Annotated in this window: 20 protein-coding genes and 1 pseudogene; 8 read left to right on the top strand and 13 right to left on the bottom strand. The window is 68.2% G+C overall.

The window, feature by feature from the left end; genetic code table 11:
- Positions 1–164 precede the first annotated feature (164 nt).
- Positions 165–1,220 (bottom strand): AraC family transcriptional regulator, encoded by a 1,056-nt coding sequence (locus tag RJ05_RS03520; protein WP_036533038.1) that lies wholly within the window; start codon positions 1,218–1,220, stop codon positions 165–167.
- A gap of 27 nt (positions 1,221–1,247) precedes the next feature.
- Positions 1,248–2,162 (bottom strand): cation diffusion facilitator family transporter, encoded by a 915-nt coding sequence (locus tag RJ05_RS03515; RefSeq protein ID WP_217998993.1) that lies wholly within the window; start codon positions 2,160–2,162, stop codon positions 1,248–1,250.
- A gap of 76 nt (positions 2,163–2,238) precedes the next feature.
- On the opposite strand from RJ05_RS03515, the gene RJ05_RS03510 reads away from it, so the two are divergent.
- The 5 genes from RJ05_RS03510 to RJ05_RS03490 all read left to right on the top strand — a co-directional run bounded on the left by RJ05_RS03510 (position 2,239) and on the right by RJ05_RS03490 (position 6,923).
- Entirely contained in the window at positions 2,239–4,341 is a 2,103-nt protein-coding gene (locus RJ05_RS03510) for an ABC transporter ATP-binding protein (protein ID WP_081597150.1), read from the top strand.
- Entirely contained in the window at positions 4,338–5,078 is a 741-nt protein-coding gene (locus RJ05_RS03505) for an energy-coupling factor transporter transmembrane component T family protein (RefSeq protein WP_036533033.1), read from the top strand. The genes RJ05_RS03510 and RJ05_RS03505 overlap by 4 nt, the downstream gene beginning before the upstream one ends.
- Positions 5,079–5,193: 115 nt before the next feature.
- The gene (locus RJ05_RS03500) at positions 5,194–5,718 is read left to right on the top strand and encodes a YbaB/EbfC family nucleoid-associated protein (protein ID WP_036533031.1); all 525 of its coding nucleotides are present in this window, start codon (positions 5,194–5,196) and stop codon (positions 5,716–5,718) included.
- Positions 5,718–6,029, top strand: coding sequence for a WXG100 family type VII secretion target (locus RJ05_RS29180; RefSeq protein WP_051016188.1), 312 nt, complete (start codon positions 5,718–5,720; stop codon positions 6,027–6,029). Before RJ05_RS03500 ends, RJ05_RS29180 begins: the two co-directional genes overlap by 1 nt.
- A gap of 234 nt (positions 6,030–6,263) precedes the next feature.
- Positions 6,264–6,923: a DUF8020 domain-containing protein gene (locus tag RJ05_RS03490; RefSeq protein ID WP_051016186.1), complete on the top strand. Its 660-nt coding sequence runs from the start codon at positions 6,264–6,266 to the stop codon at positions 6,921–6,923.
- 84 nt (positions 6,924–7,007) lie between these two features.
- Here RJ05_RS03490 and RJ05_RS03485 read toward each other — a convergent pair whose 3' ends face one another.
- The 5 genes from RJ05_RS03485 to RJ05_RS03465 form a co-directional block, all read right to left on the bottom strand.
- Positions 7,008–7,190 carry an antitoxin gene (locus tag RJ05_RS03485; RefSeq protein ID WP_036533068.1) on the bottom strand — a complete coding sequence of 61 codons (183 nt, stop codon included), beginning with the start codon at positions 7,188–7,190 and terminating at the stop codon, positions 7,008–7,010.
- A gap of 138 nt (positions 7,191–7,328) precedes the next feature.
- Complete coding sequence (locus RJ05_RS03480; RefSeq protein ID WP_036533030.1) at positions 7,329–9,710, bottom strand: ATP-dependent DNA ligase; 2,382 nt, start codon at positions 9,708–9,710, stop codon at positions 7,329–7,331.
- 60 nt (positions 9,711–9,770) lie between these two features.
- Entirely contained in the window at positions 9,771–10,004 is a 234-nt protein-coding gene (locus RJ05_RS03475) for an antitoxin (protein ID WP_036533028.1), read from the bottom strand.
- A 38-nt stretch (positions 10,005–10,042) separates the two neighbouring features.
- The gene (locus RJ05_RS03470) at positions 10,043–11,185 is read right to left on the bottom strand and encodes an MBL fold metallo-hydrolase (RefSeq protein WP_036533026.1); all 1,143 of its coding nucleotides are present in this window, start codon (positions 11,183–11,185) and stop codon (positions 10,043–10,045) included.
- Entirely contained in the window at positions 11,185–11,910 is a 726-nt protein-coding gene (locus RJ05_RS03465) for an enoyl-CoA hydratase (RefSeq protein WP_036533066.1), read from the bottom strand. Before RJ05_RS03465 ends, RJ05_RS03470 begins: the two co-directional genes overlap by 1 nt.
- A 253-nt stretch (positions 11,911–12,163) precedes the next feature.
- Between RJ05_RS03465 and RJ05_RS03460 the strand changes: the two genes are divergently transcribed.
- On the top strand, positions 12,164–13,342 hold the full coding sequence (locus RJ05_RS03460) for an NAD(P)-binding domain-containing protein (RefSeq protein ID WP_174343891.1): 1,179 nt from the start codon (positions 12,164–12,166) through the stop codon (positions 13,340–13,342).
- Here the strand turns inward: RJ05_RS03460 and RJ05_RS03455 are convergent.
- A complete protein-coding gene (locus tag RJ05_RS03455) occupies positions 13,339–14,193 on the bottom strand; it encodes an aldo/keto reductase (protein WP_036533024.1) in 855 nt (284 codons plus the stop codon). The genes RJ05_RS03460 and RJ05_RS03455 overlap by 4 nt on opposite strands.
- Positions 14,194–14,293: 100 nt before the next feature.
- Between RJ05_RS03455 and RJ05_RS03450 the strand changes: the two genes are divergently transcribed.
- Together RJ05_RS03450 and RJ05_RS03445 are read left to right on the top strand one after the other, a co-directional pair.
- Entirely contained in the window at positions 14,294–14,569 is a 276-nt protein-coding gene (locus RJ05_RS03450; protein ID WP_036533022.1) for a helix-turn-helix transcriptional regulator, read from the top strand.
- Positions 14,566–15,108, top strand: coding sequence for a hypothetical protein (locus RJ05_RS03445; RefSeq protein WP_036533021.1), 543 nt, complete (start codon positions 14,566–14,568; stop codon positions 15,106–15,108). The genes RJ05_RS03450 and RJ05_RS03445 overlap by 4 nt, the downstream gene beginning before the upstream one ends.
- Positions 15,109–15,311: 203 nt before the next feature.
- Here the strand turns inward: RJ05_RS03445 and RJ05_RS03440 are convergent, their stop codons facing one another.
- From RJ05_RS03440 to RJ05_RS31260, 5 genes and pseudogenes are all read right to left on the bottom strand, one after another.
- Positions 15,312–16,943, bottom strand: coding sequence for an acetyl-coenzyme A carboxylase carboxyl transferase subunits beta/alpha (locus RJ05_RS03440; protein ID WP_051016181.1), 1,632 nt, complete (start codon positions 16,941–16,943; stop codon positions 15,312–15,314).
- The gene (locus RJ05_RS03435; protein WP_171048002.1) at positions 16,940–17,542 is read right to left on the bottom strand and encodes a GTP-binding protein; all 603 of its coding nucleotides are present in this window, start codon (positions 17,540–17,542) and stop codon (positions 16,940–16,942) included. The genes RJ05_RS03440 and RJ05_RS03435 overlap by 4 nt, the downstream gene beginning before the upstream one ends.
- Positions 17,523–17,897, bottom strand: a complete 375-nt coding sequence (locus RJ05_RS03430; RefSeq protein WP_036533019.1) for a DUF742 domain-containing protein — start codon at positions 17,895–17,897, stop codon at positions 17,523–17,525. The genes RJ05_RS03435 and RJ05_RS03430 overlap by 20 nt, the downstream gene beginning before the upstream one ends.
- A gap of 7 nt (positions 17,898–17,904) precedes the next feature.
- Positions 17,905–18,324 (bottom strand): roadblock/LC7 domain-containing protein, encoded by a 420-nt coding sequence (locus tag RJ05_RS03425; protein ID WP_036533017.1) that lies wholly within the window; start codon positions 18,322–18,324, stop codon positions 17,905–17,907.
- Positions 18,321–19,276, bottom strand: a pseudogene (locus RJ05_RS31260) (sensor histidine kinase); the annotation flags it as partial. The gene RJ05_RS03425 and the pseudogene RJ05_RS31260, both read right to left, overlap by 4 nt.

The following is a 19,276-nucleotide window of genomic DNA, read 5'->3' as shown; positions in this document are numbered from 1 at the left end:
GTGTTCAGAGAGATGCCCGTTTTCGCAGCGACGCTCTTCCAGAATATTACCGTGCTCGTTCACCTTGTCGAGCAGGCGAACAGACATGGTGGAGGGGGTATCCCGACATGCGTCGCACCAGAGCATCCTTGTGTGTCTGATCCATTCGCCTGCAACCATATTCGCTAGCTTAGAACACGGTCGCGCCGACGGCGATATGCCGCGGGGGTAGTCCCCGTCCATCTCTTGAACGCGTAGATGAACGTCGACGCCTCGGCGTAACCCAGGCGAATCGCCACGTCGCTCACCGAAAGTGGTGTGGTGCTGAGCATTTCTTCGGCGAGGGCGCGGCGCATCTCGTCGAGCAACGCCCGGTAGCTGGTGCCTGCGGCGTCGAGGTGGCGGCGCAGGGTGCGGGTGCTCATGTTGAGGTCGCGGGCTACGGCGTCGATTCCGGGTGGGGCGGCCAGGCCGTCGGTGCCGCCGTGCGGGATCAGGCGGGAGCGGACTTCGGCGGCTATGCCGGTGCGGGCGCGGCGGCGGTGGACGAGGTCGCGGCATTGGGCGAGGCAGATGGCGAGGGTGTGTTCGTTGGCTTGCGGGAGGGGCTGGTCGACGATGCTGGGGTCGAAGGCGAAGAAGTTCTGCGGGCGATTGAAGCGGGGGCGCACGACGGTCACTTCGGCGAGGCGGTCGGCGTAGGGCGGTTCGGGGAAGGTGAATTCGGCTCGGGTGAGCGGCATGTGGCGGCCGAGGAGGTCGCTCATGACCTGGTGCATCGCGGTCACGTCACGTTCGATGAGGAACTGGCGGACGTCGGCCGGCACCGATTCGGCGTGGATCCAGCCGACGAATTCGTCATCGCGCATCTCGGCCACCGGCAGACAGAAGGTGAAGCTCAGGTCGAGGTAGCGCAGGGCGAAGGCAATGGCTTCGCCGAGGGTCGGGCTGCTGATGCAGGCGAAGCCGAAGATGCCGAAGGTGGTGATGCGGTAGCGGCGCCCGACCTCCACGCCGAGCGCCGGCCGATCCGGCAGCGCCCGGACCAGATTGCGGATCACGGTGAGTTCGGTCCGCGCATCGATCTGGGCGTCGGGATCGTGCAGGACGCGTTCGGTCAGCCCGGTCCCGTCGAGCATCCGCTCGACGGGAACGCCGTGCTCACCGGCGTAACCGGTGAGCAGCGCCACGCTGGCCACGCCGCGCGGGAAATCCCAATCGCGTACCGGACTGTCCACCATGGGCAACAGTATGGCCGAAAGTATCGATTACCAGGACAGCTCCGCGCAGCGACGAGCGCAATCGGAAGTCTCGACCTGGAGGGTGGCATGGCTGATGTGGAACCGCTCGGCCAGCACGTGCTGAGCATCGCGCAGCACCTGGTCCCCGCTGGCACCGTCGGCGGTGGTGATGTGCGCGGAGGCGACCTCCATCCCGGAGGTGAGGGTCCACACGTGCAGATCGTGGACGTCGGCCACGCCCTCGACAGCACCCAGTTCGGCGGCGACCTGTTCGACGTCGAGTTCCTCGGGACTGTGCTGGAACAGGATCCGCAGCGACCGCTTGGCCAGCACATAGGTACGCGGCAGCACCCACAGGCCGATCGCGACACCGATGATCATGTCCGCGTACCGCCAGCCGGTGGTGATCGTGATGGCCGCCGAGAGCAGCACGCCGAACGAGCCGATCATGTCGGCGAACACCTCGAGGTAGGCGCCGCGCACGTTCAGGCTCTCCTTGGCGCCACTGCGCAGCAGCAGGAAGGAGGCCACGTTGGCCAGCAGGCCGACCACGCCGACGATCAGCACCGGCCACCCCGGCACCTCCGGCGGTTCACCGAGGCGCGCCAGCGCCTCGTAGAGCACATAGCCGGCCACCACGAACAACAGCACCGCATTGGCCAGCGCCGCGATCACCTCGGCCCGGTAGTAACCGAAGGTCCGGGTGTAGGTGGGGCGACTGCGCCGCGCCAGCAGAATTGCCGACAGCGCCATGCCGATGCCGACCACATCGGTGAGCATGTGCGCGGCATCCGACAGCAGCGCCAGCGAGCCGGTCGTGAACGCCACCGCGAACTCGACCAGCATGAATCCGACGCCGATGGCCAGCGCCAGCGCCAGCCGGCCCAGGTACTTACCCGACGCGCTCTCCGGCGCTATCCCATGCGAATGATCATGTCCCACACCTGACAACATATGCGTACATGCGCATGGATGCAACACCCTCGATTCGGGCTGGCAGACTTGTGCCGTGAGTGATGTGTCCACCGACTCGGCCCCGCGCGGCGAACACGGCCCGCTACGGCCGATCGAGCTGGCCACCGGCGCCGTCCTCGGCGGGGTCACCGTCGGACTGGTGACGATCGGTTCGGTGGTCCCACTGGCCACCGCCCTGCAACTGGTCGCCGCGGTACCGCTCGGACTGCTTGCCCATCGTTACCGCTTCCGCGCGGTGGCCACCACGACCATCGCTGCCGCGCTGGTCACCTTCGTCGCCGCCGGCTTGCTCCCGGCGACCGGCATGGCGGCCTCGGCCACCATCGGCGGCATCATCGGTGGCGTCAAACGCCGAGGTGGCGGCATCCTCGCCGTGCTCGGACTCGCGTCGCTCGCCGGTCTCGGGTGGACGGCGTTCTCCATCGGGTTCCTGCTGGTTTTCTCCCAAGCCCGCGACCTGTTGTTCGACACTATCCGCAATACCTCCGAAGGTGTGAAGGACCTGGCCGGGCGGGCTCCGCAACTGGAACCCCTCGGCAACGGCGTCGCCGATGTGACCGAAGTGGTGCTGCGCTTCTGGTGGATCTACGTCGGTGGCGGCGTGCTGTTCGGCACCGTGCTCACCGCCCTCATCTCCTGGTTCGTTCTGGGCTCGGTCCTGGATCGGCTGGCCTGGCTGCCCGGCACCGATCGGCTCGACGCCCCGGCCGACGACCGGCCGGTGGCGCCGCTGCCGGTCACCATGCGCGCGGCCGGATACCGCTATCCCGGCGCCGGCGCCGACGCGCTCACCGGCATCGACCTGACCGTCGACGTCGGCGAATTCGTCGCGGTGGTCGGCCACAACGGCTCCGGCAAATCGACGTTGACGCGGCTGCTGGCCGGGATGCCGCCGACCTCGGGCGCCGTCGAGCGTCCCGGCTCGGCCGGGCTCGGGCATCTCGGCGGCACCGCGCTGGTCCTGCAACGACCGGAGAGCCAGACCCTCGGCGTGCTGGTCGCCGATGACGTGGTGTGGGGCCTGCCTGCCGCGCTGGCCGAGCAGGTCGACGTCGACGGGCTGCTGCGCGAGGTCGGGCTCGACGGCATGGGCGAGCGGGAAACCGCCGCGCTGTCCGGCGGGCAGCAGCAGCGGCTCGCCGTCGCGGCGGCCCTGGCACGACGGCCCGCGCTGCTCATCGCCGATGAGGCGACCTCGATGATCGACCCGGACGGCCGCCGTGAACTGGTCGCGCTGCTGGCCGAGCTGCCGAAACGCCACCGGATGGCCGTCGTCCTGGTGACCCACCACGAGGCCGATGCGGCCGCCGCCGATCGCGTGGTGCATCTGTCCGGCGGCCGGGCGGTGCGGCATCTGCCCGGCTGGCCCAAACCGCGCCACGATCCGCGCCGGCGGCCGATGGGCGAGCCGATCATGCAACTGCGCGATATCCGTCACACCTACAACCGGGGCACACCATGGCAGGCGCCGGCGCTGCACGGCGTCGACCTGACGGTGCGGCGTGGTGAGGCGCTGCTGGTGGTCGGCGGCAACGGCTCGGGCAAATCGACCCTGGCCTGGATCATGGCCGGACTGATCAAGCCGAGCGCGGGCCGGTGCGAGTTGTCCGGCAAACCCGTCAGCTCCCAGATCGGGCGGGTCGAGCTGGCATTCCAGCATTCCCGGCTGCAACTACAGCGACAGACCGTCGGCGCCGAGATCGCCGACTGGGGCGGGCGTGCCACCGGCTCCGGTGCGGTGGGGCGGGCCTTGGACGCGGTCGGTTTGGATCGTGCGCTGGCCGCACGGTCGATCGAGGAACTCAGCGGCGGGCAAGCCAAACGCGTGGTGCTCGCCGCGATCGTGGCCAGCAGGCCGCAGGTGGTGGTGCTGGACGAGCCGCTGGCCGGGCTGGACCCGGAGGGCCGCGCCGATATCGTCGATCTGCTCGCCCGGCTGCGGGATTCTGGGCTGACGCTCATCGTCATCTCCCACGATGTCGACGATGTGGCCGCGATCTGCGATCGGACGGTGCATCTGCGCGACGGCCGGATCGCCGAATCGGTGCACGCGGTGTCCGACACGGTGCGGCAACCCGCCGAGCCCGCCCATCCACCGGCCTTACCCGGCACCGCGTGGCGGATGGAGCAGGGAGGACAGCCATGAGCCTCGTGTTGCTGCGACAGGTCCCCGTGCAGAGCCCCATCCACCGGCTCTGGGCCGGAACCAAGATGATCGGGGTCTTCCTGATCAGCGTGGTGCTGATGCTGTGGCCCACCTGGCCGGTGCTCGGCATCATGACCGGATTCCTGGTGCTGGTCGGCGTGCTCGCCCGGCTGCCGCTCGGCACGCTGCCGCGGCTGCCGTGGTGGTTCTGGGGACTCGCCGCGATCGGCGTGCTGGTCAATGTGCCGGTCGGCGGTGCCGCGGTGCTGCGCTTCGCCCAGGTACTGGCGTTCAGTTTGATCCTGGTGGCCGCCTCCTTCCTCATCGCCTGGACCACGCCCATGAGCGAGATCGCGCCCGCGCTGGCCAAGCTCGGCGCGCCCCTGCGCAAATTGCGTGTTCCCGTGGACGAGTGGGCGGTGGTCGTCGCGCTGACGTTGCGCGGGCTGCCGTTGCTCATCGAGGAGATCCGGGTACTGCACGCCGCGCGGCGCCTGCGCCCCAAGGACGATCTGCTGCATCGCGCCGCCGACAACGGGCTCATCGATATCCTGACCGCCGCCATGGCGGTATCCACCCGCCGCGCAGGCGAATTGGGTGAGGCGATCACCGCGCGCGGCGGCACCGGGCAGCTCACCGCCAACCCGGGCTCGCCCCGCCGCGCCGACGCGGTCGCGCTGCTCATAGTGGTCGCGGTATGCCTCGGTTCCGTCATGATCGACTTGCTGTTGCTGTGACAGACTGAAGGCCGATCGGCCCGGATCACGGCACCGGCGAATTCGATGGAACCGAATGCAGGCCGGCCGCGTCGAAATGGATATACGGACCGAGTCTGGCGAACAGGGGTAGGCGATGAATGACGACCGCGAGGCCATGCGCTCACGCAACGACGCGTTGCGCGCGCAGGTCGGCGACATGCTCGAGACCTTCGAACGGCAGCGCCAGGATCTGGCCGCTGCCCAGCAGCGCATCGCCACCGCGCAGGTGTCCGCGTGGTCGTCGGACAATCTGGTCCGGGTGACGAGCAATGCCGCGGGCATCCCGCTCGACGTGCACATCGAACCGGAGGCGTTCAAACGCTCCACCCCCGAACGGCTGGGCCGCTCGATCACCGAGGCCGTGCAGGCCGCCGCGCGCGAAGGGGTGCAGGTGTCGCAGCAGGCCTTCGCCTCCGTCGAAGCCGCCGCCGACGAGATGCCCGATCTGCCCGATCTGGTCCCCGGCGCGCCGAGCATCCGCGATCTGGTCGACAAGCTGATCCCGGAACCGCCCGTCGTACAGGACGCCCCGCCACCGCCGTCCGCGCAGGCGCCCCTCGATGACGAGGACGAAGACGAGTACTACCGCAACCGCAGCTATCTGGACGGGGGCCGCTGATGAGCACTTTGAAGGCCGATCCGGAAGCGATCAAGGCCACCGAGCCGGGGTTCCAGAGCCTGGCCACCCAGGTGGCCGATGCCCTGAGCGCGCTGAAGTCCGCGCTGGACGCCGAAGGCGAATGCTGGGGCGGCGACGAGATCGGCCAGAGCTTCGCCGGCAACTACACGCCCGGTGCCGAGAAGGCACTGAAGGCGGTCGAGATTCTCAGCACCACGTTGTCCGCGATGGGCACCGGTGCCACGAATACGGCCACCTCGCTGGAGAGCCAGGACAAGGCGATCGCCGACGCCCTCGGCAAGAGCGAATAGCCGATCCCTTCATCACGGTTCCCCATAGCTTCACGCTATAACGGGCGGCAGGTTTGGTACTGACCCAAACCTGAACTGATACCCGTAAATCCATCGTGTCAAACCAGTAACCGGTTGTAACGTGACGTCCGGGAGAGCTGTCCACTTGATCACAAGGCGCCGAGCGTGGGGCGGGGAAGATTCACAGCGCGCGGTGCGTTCGGTAGGGAACCTGATGAAGATGGGAACAACAGAATGATTTTCCGCAAAATCGCCGCGTTGGTGGTGCCGGTAGCGGCCGCCATCGTGGTCGGCACAGGCACCACCCATGCGCAGCCGGCCGCGGCACCCGTACCCGACATCGGCTACGAGGCGAAGCTGGTCGGCGACCGCATCATCACCACGCTGACCGGGGGTACATTCGAAGTCGCCGGTAACACGGTGAATATCAAGGACTCCGCGGGGAACACGGCGGTCAGCATGCCGCTGGCATTCCGGCAGGACGGACTGGAGTTCCCGATGCCGCACATGGTGCGCGACGAGGGTCGAGTGCTCGAGTTGACAGCGGTCAAGGATTACACCCGAGCTCGTCCCGTTCCGGTGACGCCGGTGGCATCGCTGGAAGAGAACCAGCGGGCACAGGATGCGTTCTTGGCCCAGTTCGGAATCGCGACGGCGGTTGGTGGATTCATCGGGCTGGTCATCGGCGCGGCCGCAGGACTGTTGCTCGGATGCGGTGCATCTGCCTGCGTCATCTCGCCGGCCACCATCGTGGCGGGCGCAGGAATCGGAAGCATCATCGGAACGTTGGTCGTCGGCGGACCCACCCTGATCATCGCCGGTATCGACCTCATCAACACTCTCGCCGCCCCGCCGGGCACGACCAAGTGGATGGACCAGACCGGCAGGAACTGACCTACCGGAACCCGAAAACGATCTGGGCCGATCGCGCACCCACGCGACCGGCCCAGTTCCGTTTACTGGTCAGGAATTCCGCGCTCAGCCCTGCTGCTTGCGCACCGCGTTCTTCGCGGCTTCCTGCGCGGTGTCGACCTTGTCGGCGTACTTGCCGCCGGTCTTCTGGTCGACGATGTCACCGGCCTTGTCGATCACGGCATCGACCTTGTCGGCGTTCTTCGCCGCCAGGTCCATCGCCTTACCGGCCAGGTTCTTGAAATCCACGTGCACTCCTCGGTCCAGCCGCGCTCGAGTCGCGATCACCATACAAACGCGATTGGATCACATCAGACGCCGATTTGCCCGGCTGTTGCCGAGTGGCTTCGCACACCTGCCGGTCGTCGAATACCGGCTCGGCACAGCTCAGTCGGTACGCCCCAGCCATGCCGGGTGCCACAGCCGTCCGCTGTCGGTCCAGTTCATGAAGCGGACGGTGCCGGAGATCTCCGGGGTCACCCAGGTGGCGTCCTTGGTTTCCGCGCGTGACATCTCGTTGACGAACGGGCTGGTCTTGCGGCGGCGTCGCTGCAGTTTCGTGGCCAACGCGCGCATGTCGTCCTCGCTGAACCCGGTACCAACCCGGCCGACGTAGATGAGTTTGCCGTCGTCGGGAATTCCGACCAGCAGTGACGCGAACGGCCGCGCCGCGCTGCCGCGATACCCGCCGACCACAACCTGCTGTGTTTGCCAATTGCGCTGTTTGACCCAGGAATGGCCGCGCTTACCTGGCAGGTAGACCGAGTCCCTGCGCTTGGCGACGACACCTTCGGCCCCGACCTCGCGACTGGCCTTCAGCGCGTCCGCACCGCTGCCCGCCAACTGCGGCGGCACCGACAGCGCGGGCGTGGTGGCGGCGAGCGCCTCGAGCACGTGGCGCCGGTCGCTGTAGCGTTTGCGGATCAGCGAGGTGCCGTCGAGGTAGAGCAGATCGAAGGCGACGAGTTCGGCGCGGCGGGTATCGGCTTGCAGCAGAGCGAGATTGGCGACACCGTTGGCGTCGAACACCACCGCCTCACCGTCGAGCACCACCCGATGGTCGGCCAGGTCCTCGGCGAGGGCGGCGATGTGCGGATAGCGATCGGTGACGATATTGCCTGCCCGGCTGCGCAACGTTGCTGTGCCGTGATCGAATTCGAGGATCAGGCGGTAGCCGTCCCATTTCGTTTCGAAGGCCCACTCCCTCGGGTCGAGGTCGGCGACTTCGCCGGTGGTGGCGAGCATCGGTGACAGCCCCCGCGGCAGTTCGGCGCCGCCGGACCGTTCGGCAGGGCGGTCGGGGGGCGAGTTCTCGGTTGTGCGTGAGCCCGCCGTCGCTGCCCGCCCGCGGCCCGAGCGTGCGGCCCCATCATCGACCGGCTGCTCCCGCATCAGATGCATCAGCCAGTTCTTGCCACCGGTGCGGATCAGCGCGTAGCGACCGTGCAACCGCTCCCCCCGCATCACCACGATCACTTCGTCGTCGCGCCACTTCTCGGCCTCATAGGTGCCCGAATCCCAGATCGTCATGGTTCCGGCGCCGTACTCGCCCTTCGGGATGGAACCGTGGAAATCCAGATACTCGAGCGGATGGTCCTCGGTGTGGACGGCGAGACGGTTCTCTTTGGTGTCGGTAGGTGGGCCTTTCGGCACGGCCCAGGACACCAGCACACCGTCGCGTTCCAGGCGTACATCCCAGTGCAGCCTGCGCGCGTGGTGCTCCTGGATGACGTACCGGTTGCCCGGCCCGGGCGTCGGCGGGTGCGCGGGAACGGGTTCGGGCGTGCGCGAGGGATCACGCATGGATCGGTAGACGCTCAACGGGTCCGGGCGCTGCGCACCGGCTTGCGAGATCGGCGGGTCGAGGCCGGCCAGCAGATCGCCGTCGTCCTGGAAACGCGCGAGCACCTCGTCGAAACGCAGATGCCGCAACGATTCCCGATCCTCGATCTCCTCCCAGCTGCGCGGTGCGGCGACGTTCGGCTGCGCGCGCCCGCGCATCGAATACGGCGCGATAGTGGTCTTGGCCGGATTGTTCTGGCTCCAGTCCAGGAAGACCTTTCCGGTGCGCACCTTCTTCGCCATCGTCGCCGTCACCAGGTCGGGATGGATCTTCTCCAGATTGGTGGCCACCTGTTTGGCGACGGTGGAGGCGCCGCCGGGGCTGAGCACCCTGTCCAGCGGCACATACAGGTGAATCCCCTTGCTACCGCTGGTCACCGGGAACGCGCGTAGCCCGATCTCGGCGACCATATCGCGCACCTCGAGCGCCACCGTCGCGCATTCGGCGAGGCCGACGTCCGGGCCCGGGTCCAGATCGAAGACCAGCCGGGTGGCCGGGCCCATCTGTTCGCCGTCGAAGCGCCATTGCGGCACATGCACTTCCAGCGACGCCTGCTGGCCGATCCAGGCCAGCCCGGCTTCGGAATCGAGCAGCGGATAGGTGACGGTGCGGTCGGAATGGCGCATGGCACGCCGTGGCAGCCAATCGGGGGCGTGTTCGGCGAGATTCTTCTCGAAGAACGAGGGCTCGTCGACGCCGTTGGGCCAGCGTTTCCTGGTGACCGGGCGTCCGGCCACATGCGGCAACATGGCGGGGGCGATCGCGGTGTAGTAGGCGATGACCTCGCCCTTGGTGGTCCCTGTTTCCGGGTAGAGCACCTTGTCGAGGTTGCTCAATTCGATCTTGATGACGGGCTCGCCCGCCGCGTCCCGGAACATGCGGCGCGACCCGTTGTCCGCGACCCGGCGGCGGGAACCGGCGTTCATCCGGTTCCCGCCGCGCTCGGCCTGCGGACAGTCATTGCCCTGCGGGCGGTCTCGGCTCGATCAGGCCTGCGGTGGCACCTGGCCGCCGCCCGGCTGCTGACCCGGCTGCTCCGGCGGAACGACCTTCTTGGCGGCTTCCTTGCCCTTCTCGATCTTGTCGGAGTACTTGCCCTTCGTCTTCTGATCAATGAACTCGCCACCCTTGTCGATGGCTTGATTGATCTTGTCCGAATTCTTGGCCGCAGCCTCCTGACCCTTGCCGACCAGGCCCTTCAAGGTGTCCAACAGACTCATATGTCCTACGTCCTTCCTTGTGCCGTCGTTCGAGGTGTTCACCCGATATCTTTCCACCACAACTGCCCGGACGGCAGGTCATCGGGATCCAGACGCTCCCCCGGCTTCGGCACCGCGACCGTGGTGCCCGCCGCGCGCGCCGCGGTCACCATCCGCTGCACCGGCTCCGACCACCCGTGGAAGGCCAGATTGAACGTCGCCCAGTGGATCGGGACCAGCAGGCCGTGGGCGGGATCACCGGCGCACAGATCGGCGTGCGCGCGCACGGCCTCTTCCGGATTCATGTGCACATCGGTCCAGCGTTCGTCGTAGGCGCCGATCGGCAGCAGCGTCAGATCGAACGGGCCCAGCGTGGTGCCCGCCTCGGCGAAGGCCTTCGTGTAACCGGTGTCGCCGCCGAAATAGGCGCGGCGAGTGGGGCCGGCCAGCGACCACGACGCCCACAGAGTGGTGTTGCGGATCAGGCCGCGACCGGAGAAGTGGCGCGCCTCCACACAGGTGATCGTCAGATCTTCGCCATCGCGTGCGCGGCCCAGTTCGGACAGCGAAATCGAACCGCCCCAATCCAATTCGACGATCCGCTGATCGGGCACACCCCAGTGCCGCAGATGCGCGCCGATGCCGACGGGCACCACGAACGGTGCGCTCTGCCCGGCCACCAACGCCCGCACGGTGGCGGCGTCGAGATGGTCGTAGTGGTCGTGGGAGATGATCACCGCGTCCACCGGCGGCAGCTCCGACAGCGGAGCGGGCACCGGATGCAGCCGGGCCGGTCCGACCAGCGGCGAGGGCGACACCCGTTCGCTCCACACCGGATCGGTGAGGATGCGGTAGCCGTCCACCTCGATCAACGCTGTCGCGTGGCCGTACCAGGTGACGGCCAGATCGGCAGCCTGTGCGGGCAGCTGCGGCGTCACCAGCGGCACCGGACGCGCCGGGCGGCCGGCATGGCGCTGGGTGAGGAACGATCGCAGCAGCGACGGCGCCGAGCCGGGCGCGATCTGGCTGCTGGGTTCGGTGTTGTGGAATTGCCGGTTCCGGTAGCTGGTGGCACCGGTCGCGTACGGCTGAATCGCCGAGATCGAGGCGCCCATCGCGGTGGGCAGACCCCACACCGCCCGCGCCACCCAGGTGAGACCGAGTGCGCCGGCCGCGCCCGTGACGACTCGTCGGATGCGCATCATCGCCCCTGGAATTTCGCGGCGCGCTTCTCTTGCCTGGCCAGCCGGCCCTCTTGCGCGTCGGCGCTGGTCCAGGCCGCTTCCAGGGCCTCACGCTGTTGCGCGTTCTCCGGATCGCGGGTGCCGTCGTCGTTGAGCACCAGCTTGAGATGGCGCAGTGACAGCGGCGCCAGTTCCGCGATGGATTTCGCCCAGGCCTGCGCGTCGGCGAGAGTGCCGATGCGGTTGGCGAATCCGAAGCCGTAGGCGTCCTCTGCCGACACCGATTCCGCGCCGAGCAGGATGGTGCGGGCCGGGCCGCCGCCGATCAGCGAAACCAACCGGCGCACTGTCCAGCGGTCAACGGTGATGCCCAGCTTCGCGGCCGGGATGGCGATATACGAATCCGGTTCCAGGACCCGCAGATCCGAAGCCAGCGCCAGTTGCACGCCCGCACCGAGGGCGGCGCCGTTGATGGCCGAGATCACCGGCACCGGCGCCGATTCGATGGTGTGCAGCATCTCGAGAAGCCGGTCCAAGAACTCCTCGGAGTACACCCCGCCGAGATCGGCGCCCGCGCTGAAGACCGGCCCTCGGCCGGTGAGCACGATGACCCGCGCCTGCTCGGCGGCATCGATCACCGCGTCACGCAGCTGCGTGACCAGCTCGATGTTCAGGGCGTTGCGGCGCTCCTCGCGCTGTAATTCGATGGTGACGACGTCACCATCACGGCTGACACCGAGCATGCTTCCTCCCCAGCTGAACGAAATCCGACTGTTGGGTTCATGCTGCCACAGGAGCTGACACAGTCCGGTGCAGGCGCGAATGTGTGCGGTCACAGCGGGTCGGATCGGTGGGAGTCGAGCACGCGGGCCGATCCTGCGCGTGAGGTGGACGGGTGGCGACGACGAGCGGACGCGAGCCGCGAAGTGGCCCGGTGCGGCTCGGTCGTAGCTCGCGCGCGGCAGAGCGGAACGCGTGCGCGCATACGATCGGACTGTGCTGTCCGATCAGACGACGTCCTCCGGCGATACCGACCCGGCCACGGTGGATTACCCGATCCTGGTGATCGGCGCCGGGCAGGCCGGGTTGTCCGCGGGGTATCACCTGCGCAGGCGCGGGCTGGAGCCCGAACGCGACTTCCTGATCGTCGATCACGCGCCGGGCCCTGGTGGCGCCTGGCAGTTCCGCTGGCCCTCGCTCACGCTGACCACGGTGAACCGAGTGCACGATCTACCGGGGATGTCGTTCGCGGAGACCCTGCCCGACGGTTCCGAGTCCGCGCCCGCCGCGACCGCCGTCCCGCACTATTACGAGCTCTACGAAAAGCGGTTCGACCTGCGGGTGCGGCGGCAGGTGACGGTCAAGGTCGTCTGCGATCGCCGGGCGCACGGCGACAATCCACCTGAACCGGCGGTCACCCCAGGCGCCGACCGCGACGGTGTGCTGCACGTGGAAACCGATTCGGCGGGCACCATCCGGGTCCGCGGCCTGATCAACGGCACCGGCACCTGGGAGCACCCGTTCATCCCGCGCTACCCGGGTGCGGAAACCTTCGCCGGGCGTCAACTGCATACCCGCGACTATCAGACCGCCGATGAGTTCGCGGGCAAGCACGTCGTCGTGGTGGGCGGCGGCATCTCGGCGGTCCAGTTGCTCGACGAGATCTCCCAGGTCACCACGACGACCTGGGTGACCCGCACGGAACCGAAGTTCCGCGAGACCCCGTTCGCCGAGGACGACGGCAGGCGCGCGGTCGCCATCGTGGAAGACCGGGTGCGGCGCGGGCTGCCACCCGGCTCGGTGGTCTCGGTGACCGGCCTGCCGCTCGACGACCGGCTGCGCGCCGCACGTGACCGCGGTGCGCTACATCGGCTGCCGATGTTCGATCACATCGAACCCGGCGGCGTGCGCTGGGCCGACGGGGCCTTCCAGGCCGCGCAGGTGATCCTGTGGGCGACCGGTTTCCGCAGCGCGCTCGACCATCTCGCGCCGCTACGGCTGCGCGGACCCGGCGGCGGCATCACCATGACCGGACGGCTCGCCACGCAGGTCGCGGTCGATCCACGGGTGCACCTCATCGGGTACGGGCCGTCGGCCAGCACCATCGGCGCCAATCGGGCCGGCCGGGCGGCCGCGGTCGAACTCACCCAGCACCTGGGCGTGGGTAGCCGCTAGTCCAGGCCGGCAGCGAAGGTCGAGGGGTCCGGGCCGACTCGACCACCGTTGTCGAGAGCGGTGATCGCGGCCATCTGCTCACTCGTCAGCTCGAAACCGAACACATCGAAGTTCGACACGATCCGCGACGGCGTCACCGACTTCGGGATGACGATATTGCCCAGTTGCAGATGCCAGCGGATGATCACCTGCGCCGGGGTGTGCTCGACGGCGGTGGCGATCTCGGTGATCACCTCGTTGTCGAGCAGCGTGCCCTGGCCGAGCGGACTCCACGCCTCGGTCGCGATCGCGTGTTCGGCATGGTATTCGCGCAGCTCACGCTGGGTGAGCCGGGGATGGAGCTCGATCTGGTTGACCGCCGGGATCTCGCCGGTCTCCCCGATCACCCGCTCCAGATCCGGTATCCGGAAGTTCGACACCCCGATCGAACGCACCCGGCCGTCGGCCTTGAGAGCCTTGAACGCCTTGAAGGTGTCGACGAAGCGATCCGCGGACGGCGCGGGCCAGTGGATCAGATACAGATCGAGGTAGTCCAGGCCGAGCCGCTGCATGCTGGCGTCGAAGGCGCGCAGCGTGGAGTCGTAGCCCTGTTCGGAGTTCCACAGCTTGGTGGTCACGTAGATCTCGTCACGGGGGATCCCGGACTGGCGGATGGCCCGGCCGGTCCCCTCCTCGTTGCCGTAGATCGCCGCGGTGTCGATGCTGCGGTAACCGGCCTCCAAAGCGGCCGTGACCACGGGAAACACATCGTCGGCCGGAACTTGGAACACCCCGAACCCGAGCTGCGGGATCACGTTCCCGTCGTTGAGCACGATCGAGGGAATGGCGCAGGTCTCGCTTCTGAAGGTCACGGATTCGACGGTAGAAGCGCCGGGGCCCATGGTCAACGAGCAGCCGGTACGTGTTGACACCTACTTGACGAACTGTTGGGTTTTTACAACACTATGTTGCGTGAGCCCAGTAAGAAGAGGGGAAACCCTCCCGATCTACAACCGGATCGCGGTGCTGCGCGCCGAGCACCGGATGAGCCGGGCCGCGCTGGCCGAGGCGGTGAACGTCAATGTGCAGACCATCGGGGCACTCGAGCGCGGCGACCACTATCCGAGCCTCGACCTGGCCCTGCGCATCTGCGACGTGTTCGAACTGCCCGTCGAAGCCGTGTTCTCGCGCACCGAGTTCGGCCCGCTGTCGGCCGAGCTCTACCCCCGGACGAAAGGACAGACATGACCAACGCCACCACCGGTCTGCTCGACCGCTACCAGGAATATCGAGTCCGGCGCTGGCTGGTCCAGGAAGAACGGACGGCCGGCATGCTGCCCGGCTGGCGCACGCTGCGACGGCGACGCATGCTCGTGATCACCGTCGCGGTGGCCTTGCTCGTGCTCGCGGTGGCCGGATTGCTCTGCGCGTTCGGCCTGACCTCGGCCGCGCTCGCCACCCTGCCCGCCGCGGTGGTGTTCATGATCGCCTGGGTCATGCTGCGCATCGCCTCCAATCGGCAGGATCACGCACCCGAGGAAGTGCTCGACGAACTGGAGATCGCCGAACGCAACAAGGCGCATTCGGCGGGTCTGTCCCTGACCCAGATGCTCACGCTGCCGCCACTGATGTTCCTGATCTTCTCCGGAGCGCTGCTCCCCGAGGCCGACGCCTTCCGCACCGCGTATGCCGGCGGGGTGATGATGCTCGCGGCTCTGCTCGCGGGTGGGTGTGCGCCGGCGATGATCCTGGGCTGGAATCGGCCGGACCCCGAACCGGAGGGCTGAGGACCGCGGCCGGTGCAATGCCGCCACCGGTGAGATGTCGGTCGGAGCGGATTGGCTGGACCCCACTACCCGCCGTGCGTGGCCCGTCTCTCGGCCTGCAGAACCAGAGCCACCCGGGGCGCGGTGACCATGGCCGACGAGGCCGCGGGATTGCGGGCACGGTCCGGCCGGCACCCGCCGAACGTGCCTGGACTCGTCGAAGGTCAACCGGTGTGCGGGAGGCCGAGGCGGCGGTAGCGCAGGTGCCGGGCAGCCCGCAGCTCCTCCAGCGGCGTAGCGCGTAGACCGGCCAGCTCCGAGCCGATGGCGGCGACCATGCGGCGGGCGAACTCGATGGGTTCGTCTGCCGCATCCGGCTTTTCGGCGACGATGCGGTCGACGATCCCGGCGCTACGCAGGTCGGCGGCCCGGATGCCCTGGGAGCGGGCAAGTTCCGGAGCATGCTCGGTATCGCGGTGCACGATCGCGCTCGCGCCCTCGGGCGGCAGCGGGGCGAGCCAGCCGTGCGTCGCGGCGAGCACCCGGTCGGCCGGCAGCAGGGCCAGCGCGCCACCACCGGTGCCCTGGCCGAGCAGGACCGAAATGGTCGGCGTATCCAGCGTGACGAGATCAGCGATGCACCGCGCGATTTCGGGAGCCAGCCCGCGCTCCTCGGCCTCCTTCGAGAGCGCCGCGCCGACGGTATCGATCACCAGCACCAACGGCACCCGCAGCTCCTGCGCCAGCTGCATACTGCGCCGTGCCTCCCGCAACGCCGCCGGCCCCATGGTGTTCTCCCCCACCTGCCCCGCCCGGTCGTGGCCGAACACCACACAGGGGTGCCCACGGAAGCGCGCCAACGCCAGCACCACCGTGCGGTCGGTTTCGCCCTGTCCGGTACCGCTGAGCGGAACCCGTTGCGTCACATGGCGTAACAGCTCACGCAGGCCAGGCCGGTCGGGGCGCCGCGAGCTCAGTACCGACTGCCAGGCCGGATTCGACGCTCGCCCGGCACCACCCGAGGCTCGCCCGATATCCCCAGCAGCTCGCTCCCCCGGCATCGACGCCGCGCCCCTCGAGCTCAGGTCGGGCACGCGGCTCTCCGAAACAGGCGTTGCCGCATCGGGATCCGGCACCCCGCTCAGCACACTCAGTGCGCGATGGGCGATGCGCCGGAAGACCGAAAGTCCCACCACCCCGTCGATGACGCCGTGCCGGTACAGATTCTCCGCGGTCTGCACGCCGCTCGGGAAAGGCTGGTCGTACAGCGCCTGGTACACCCGCGGCCCGAGGAAGCCGATCATGGCGCCGGGCTGGGCGAAGGTCATGTGCCCCAATGATCCCCAGGAGGCGAACACACCGCCCATGGTGGGGTCACGCAGATACACCAGATAGGGATATCCGGCCGATTTGTGGGCTGCGACCGCACCGGCGATCTTGACCATCTGCACGAAAGCGACCGTGCCCTCCTGCATTCGGGTGCCGCCGGAGGTCGGCGAGGCGATCAGCGGCAGGCCGAGTTCGGTCGCCCGCTCGACGGCGGTCACGATGCGCTCGGCCGCCGCCACCCCGATCGACCCCGCGAGAAAACCGAACTCGCAGGCGATCACGGCTACTCGGCGGCCGCGCAACAAGCCCTCGCCGGTGCGCACCGATTCATCGGTGCCGGCCCGTTCCGCCGCGGCGCGCAACTCATCGCGATAGCGCTCGGACGTGCGCACCTCGAGCGGTGGCCGGTCCCAGCTGCGGAACGTGCCCGGATCGAGCAACGCCTCGAGTAGTCCGGCGGCGCAGATCCTCCCCGATCCCGCGCCCACCGTCGAACCGCTGCGTCGCTGCCCGCCGGCGCCGATCAATAGCCCTGCATCACCTTGCGCAGCGCGTACTCGGTGAGCGCGACCAGCGCCTGCTTGGCCGGCTCGCGGCGGCGGGCGTCGATGGACATGATCGGCACATCACCGGAGACGGCCAGCGCCTGCCGGATGTCCTCGATCGGGTACCGCGGCGCGTCGTCGAATTCGTTGAGCGCCACCAGGAACGGCAGGTTGCGCGCTTCGAAATAGTCGACGGCGGCGAAGCTGTCCTCGAGCCTGCGGGTGTCGACCAGAACCACGGCGCCGATGGCACCGCGGATCAGGTCGTCCCACATGAACCAGAAGCGGTACTGGCCCGGCGTACCGAAGAGATAGAGGACGAGGTCGTCCGCGAGGCTGATCCGGCCGAAGTCCATCGCCACCGTGGTGGTCGATTTCATCGGAATGCCGGTCAGATTATCGATTCCGGCACTGGCGTTGGTGACCAACGCTTCGGTGCGCAGCGGAACGATCTCCGAGACGGCGCCGACCAGTGTCGTTTTACCCACACCGAAACCACCCGCGACCACGATCTTGGCCGAAGTCGGCTTGGCGGTACGGGTATCGACCTGCGCCGTCGAATCAAATACGCCGGAGTCCACTGAGAACCCTTTCGATCAGCTCGCGACGTTCATCGTCGCTGGAGTCGTCTTTCAATGTGGCCGAAACGCGAACGTGCCCCGCTTCGATGAGATCTGCCACGAGCACACGCGCCACCCCGATGGGTATACCCAATCGAGCCGCAACTTCAGCCACAGACGGCGATTCTCTGCACAACTCCACGATGGACGTTTCGATGTTGGTCAGTTCGAACTGCCGCTCGAGGGCGACCGGATGCGATGCGACGAGGGCCTCCAGCGCGAGCTCGACCGCGGGCCGGGTTCGACCCGCGGTCAGCGAATACGGGCGGACGAGGCTGGGCTCGGCGCTCCCCACACGATGATCGTCTATGTCCATCCCACCATCAGGAACCCATCGTGACGCGTGGAGTGGCCTGAACTGTCTGGCCAACACGCTCGACCAACAACGCCATCTCGTAGCCGACCTGACCGATATCACACGAGGTGTTGGTCAGGACCGCGAGATACGAACCGTCGCCGACAGCCATCAGCAGTAGGTAGCCGTGTTCCATCTCGACCACCGACTGCAGCACGGTGCCGCCTTCGAACAGGTTCGACACACCCACCGACAGGCTCGCGAGCCCGGCGGTGACAGCCGATAGCTGTTCGGCACGATCGACCGGCAGCTGCGCGCTCGCGGCCATCAGCAGACCGTCGGCCGAGACCAGCACGGCATGGGCTACGCCAGGAACCTCGTTGGCGAAGTTCGAAACCAGCCAATCCAGCTGACGGTTCGTACCACTACCACCTAGATCGGGGTTCATCGGTCTCCTTTGTCTCCGGTTAGGTTCATTGCCTTCATTGCGCGGCCATCCCGGACGCCCTGCTGGTGACGACTCAAGCTGGACCGAATCGATTCGGGATCGCGTCTCGGTGCCCGATCCACGGCACCGCTGACGGCGCCGGGCACGAGACGTCCGCCCGGATTACGTTGCGGCAGACCAGCTGCCGTGGTGGCTGTGGGCTTGGCTTCGCTCGCCCGCTGTGCTGCCTGCCAGCCTTCGTCACCGGGTGATTCGAAGGAGGCGGCGGTCTGGGATCGATCCGAGTTCGGATCCGCGAGCCAGGCCGACATCATCTCGGCGAAGATCGGCGTTCCGCCCATCACCGAGCCGCTCTCCTCGGCCGGCTGCAACCGGGTCTGGAAGAACGACGCCGTCCGCTGGGGGTTGGCGCGGTAGCTGTGCCTGCCCCGATCGCGTCCGCTGTCACCGGAGCCGTTGTCACCGTTCGCGGGACGACCGGCGCTGTCGCGCTGCGGCAGGCCGACGCCCGGCGCGTTCTCCACTCGCTGCGGCAGGCCGGTGCCACCCGGCTGACGCTGCGGCAGGCCGCCGGGGCCGGTCGGACGCGACGGCAGGTCGGTCCGGCGCTGCGGTAGTTCGGTGGACGCTCGCTGGGGTAGATCCATCTGACGCTGGGGTAGCTCCGTGTGACGCTGGGTGACCTCCGGGCGACGCGGCGGCAGCCCCGGCTGCGCGCTGCCGTTGGCCGGAGCACCCGCGGCCTCGATCTCCCCGGACTGCGCCGCCGTCGCGGGCTGACGCTGCGGCAGGCCGGACTGGCCCGGCTCACGCTGCGGCAGACCACCGGGGCGGGCCTCGGGTGCCGCGGGACCGTTCTGGCCGGGCGCCCGCTGGGGCAGACCGCCGGACTCACGCTGCGGGAGGCCACTGGCACCCGTGTCGCGTTGCGGAAGTCCGGTCGAACCCGGCT

Source organism: Nocardia cyriacigeorgica NBRC 100375, assembly GCF_000308555.1.
In the GTDB taxonomy this organism is placed as follows: domain Bacteria; phylum Actinomycetota; class Actinomycetes; order Mycobacteriales; family Mycobacteriaceae; genus Nocardia; species Nocardia cyriacigeorgica.
Note: the sequence above shows the minus strand (reverse complement) of the source record. Positions and strands in the feature narration are given on the sequence as shown.

Bases quoted from the DNA above. Each gene is read 5' to 3' on its own strand.
- RJ05_RS03480 (WP_036533030.1), bottom strand. From the start codon at position 9,710: ATGAACGCCGGTTCCCGCCGCCGGGTCGCGGACAACGGGTCGCGCCGC.
- RJ05_RS03500 (WP_036533031.1), top strand. From the start codon at position 5,194: ATGAATGACGACCGCGAGGCCATGCGCTCACGCAACGACGCGTTGCGC.
- RJ05_RS03425 (WP_036533017.1), bottom strand. From the start codon at position 18,324: ATGAACCCCGATCTAGGTGGTAGTGGTACGAACCGTCAGCTGGATTGG.
- RJ05_RS03465 (WP_036533066.1), bottom strand. From the start codon at position 11,910: ATGCTCGGTGTCAGCCGTGATGGTGACGTCGTCACCATCGAATTACAG.
- RJ05_RS03490 (WP_051016186.1), top strand. From the start codon at position 6,264: ATGATTTTCCGCAAAATCGCCGCGTTGGTGGTGCCGGTAGCGGCCGCC.
- RJ05_RS03505 (WP_036533033.1), top strand. From the start codon at position 4,338: ATGAGCCTCGTGTTGCTGCGACAGGTCCCCGTGCAGAGCCCCATCCAC.
- RJ05_RS03520 (WP_036533038.1), bottom strand. From the start codon at position 1,220: ATGGTGGACAGTCCGGTACGCGATTGGGATTTCCCGCGCGGCGTGGCC.
- RJ05_RS03445 (WP_036533021.1), top strand. From the start codon at position 14,566: ATGACCAACGCCACCACCGGTCTGCTCGACCGCTACCAGGAATATCGA.
- RJ05_RS29180 (WP_051016188.1), top strand. From the start codon at position 5,718: ATGAGCACTTTGAAGGCCGATCCGGAAGCGATCAAGGCCACCGAGCCG.
- RJ05_RS03475 (WP_036533028.1), bottom strand. From the start codon at position 10,004: ATGAGTCTGTTGGACACCTTGAAGGGCCTGGTCGGCAAGGGTCAGGAG.
- RJ05_RS03470 (WP_036533026.1), bottom strand. From the start codon at position 11,185: ATGCGCATCCGACGAGTCGTCACGGGCGCGGCCGGCGCACTCGGTCTC.
- RJ05_RS03430 (WP_036533019.1), bottom strand. From the start codon at position 17,897: ATGGACATAGACGATCATCGTGTGGGGAGCGCCGAGCCCAGCCTCGTC.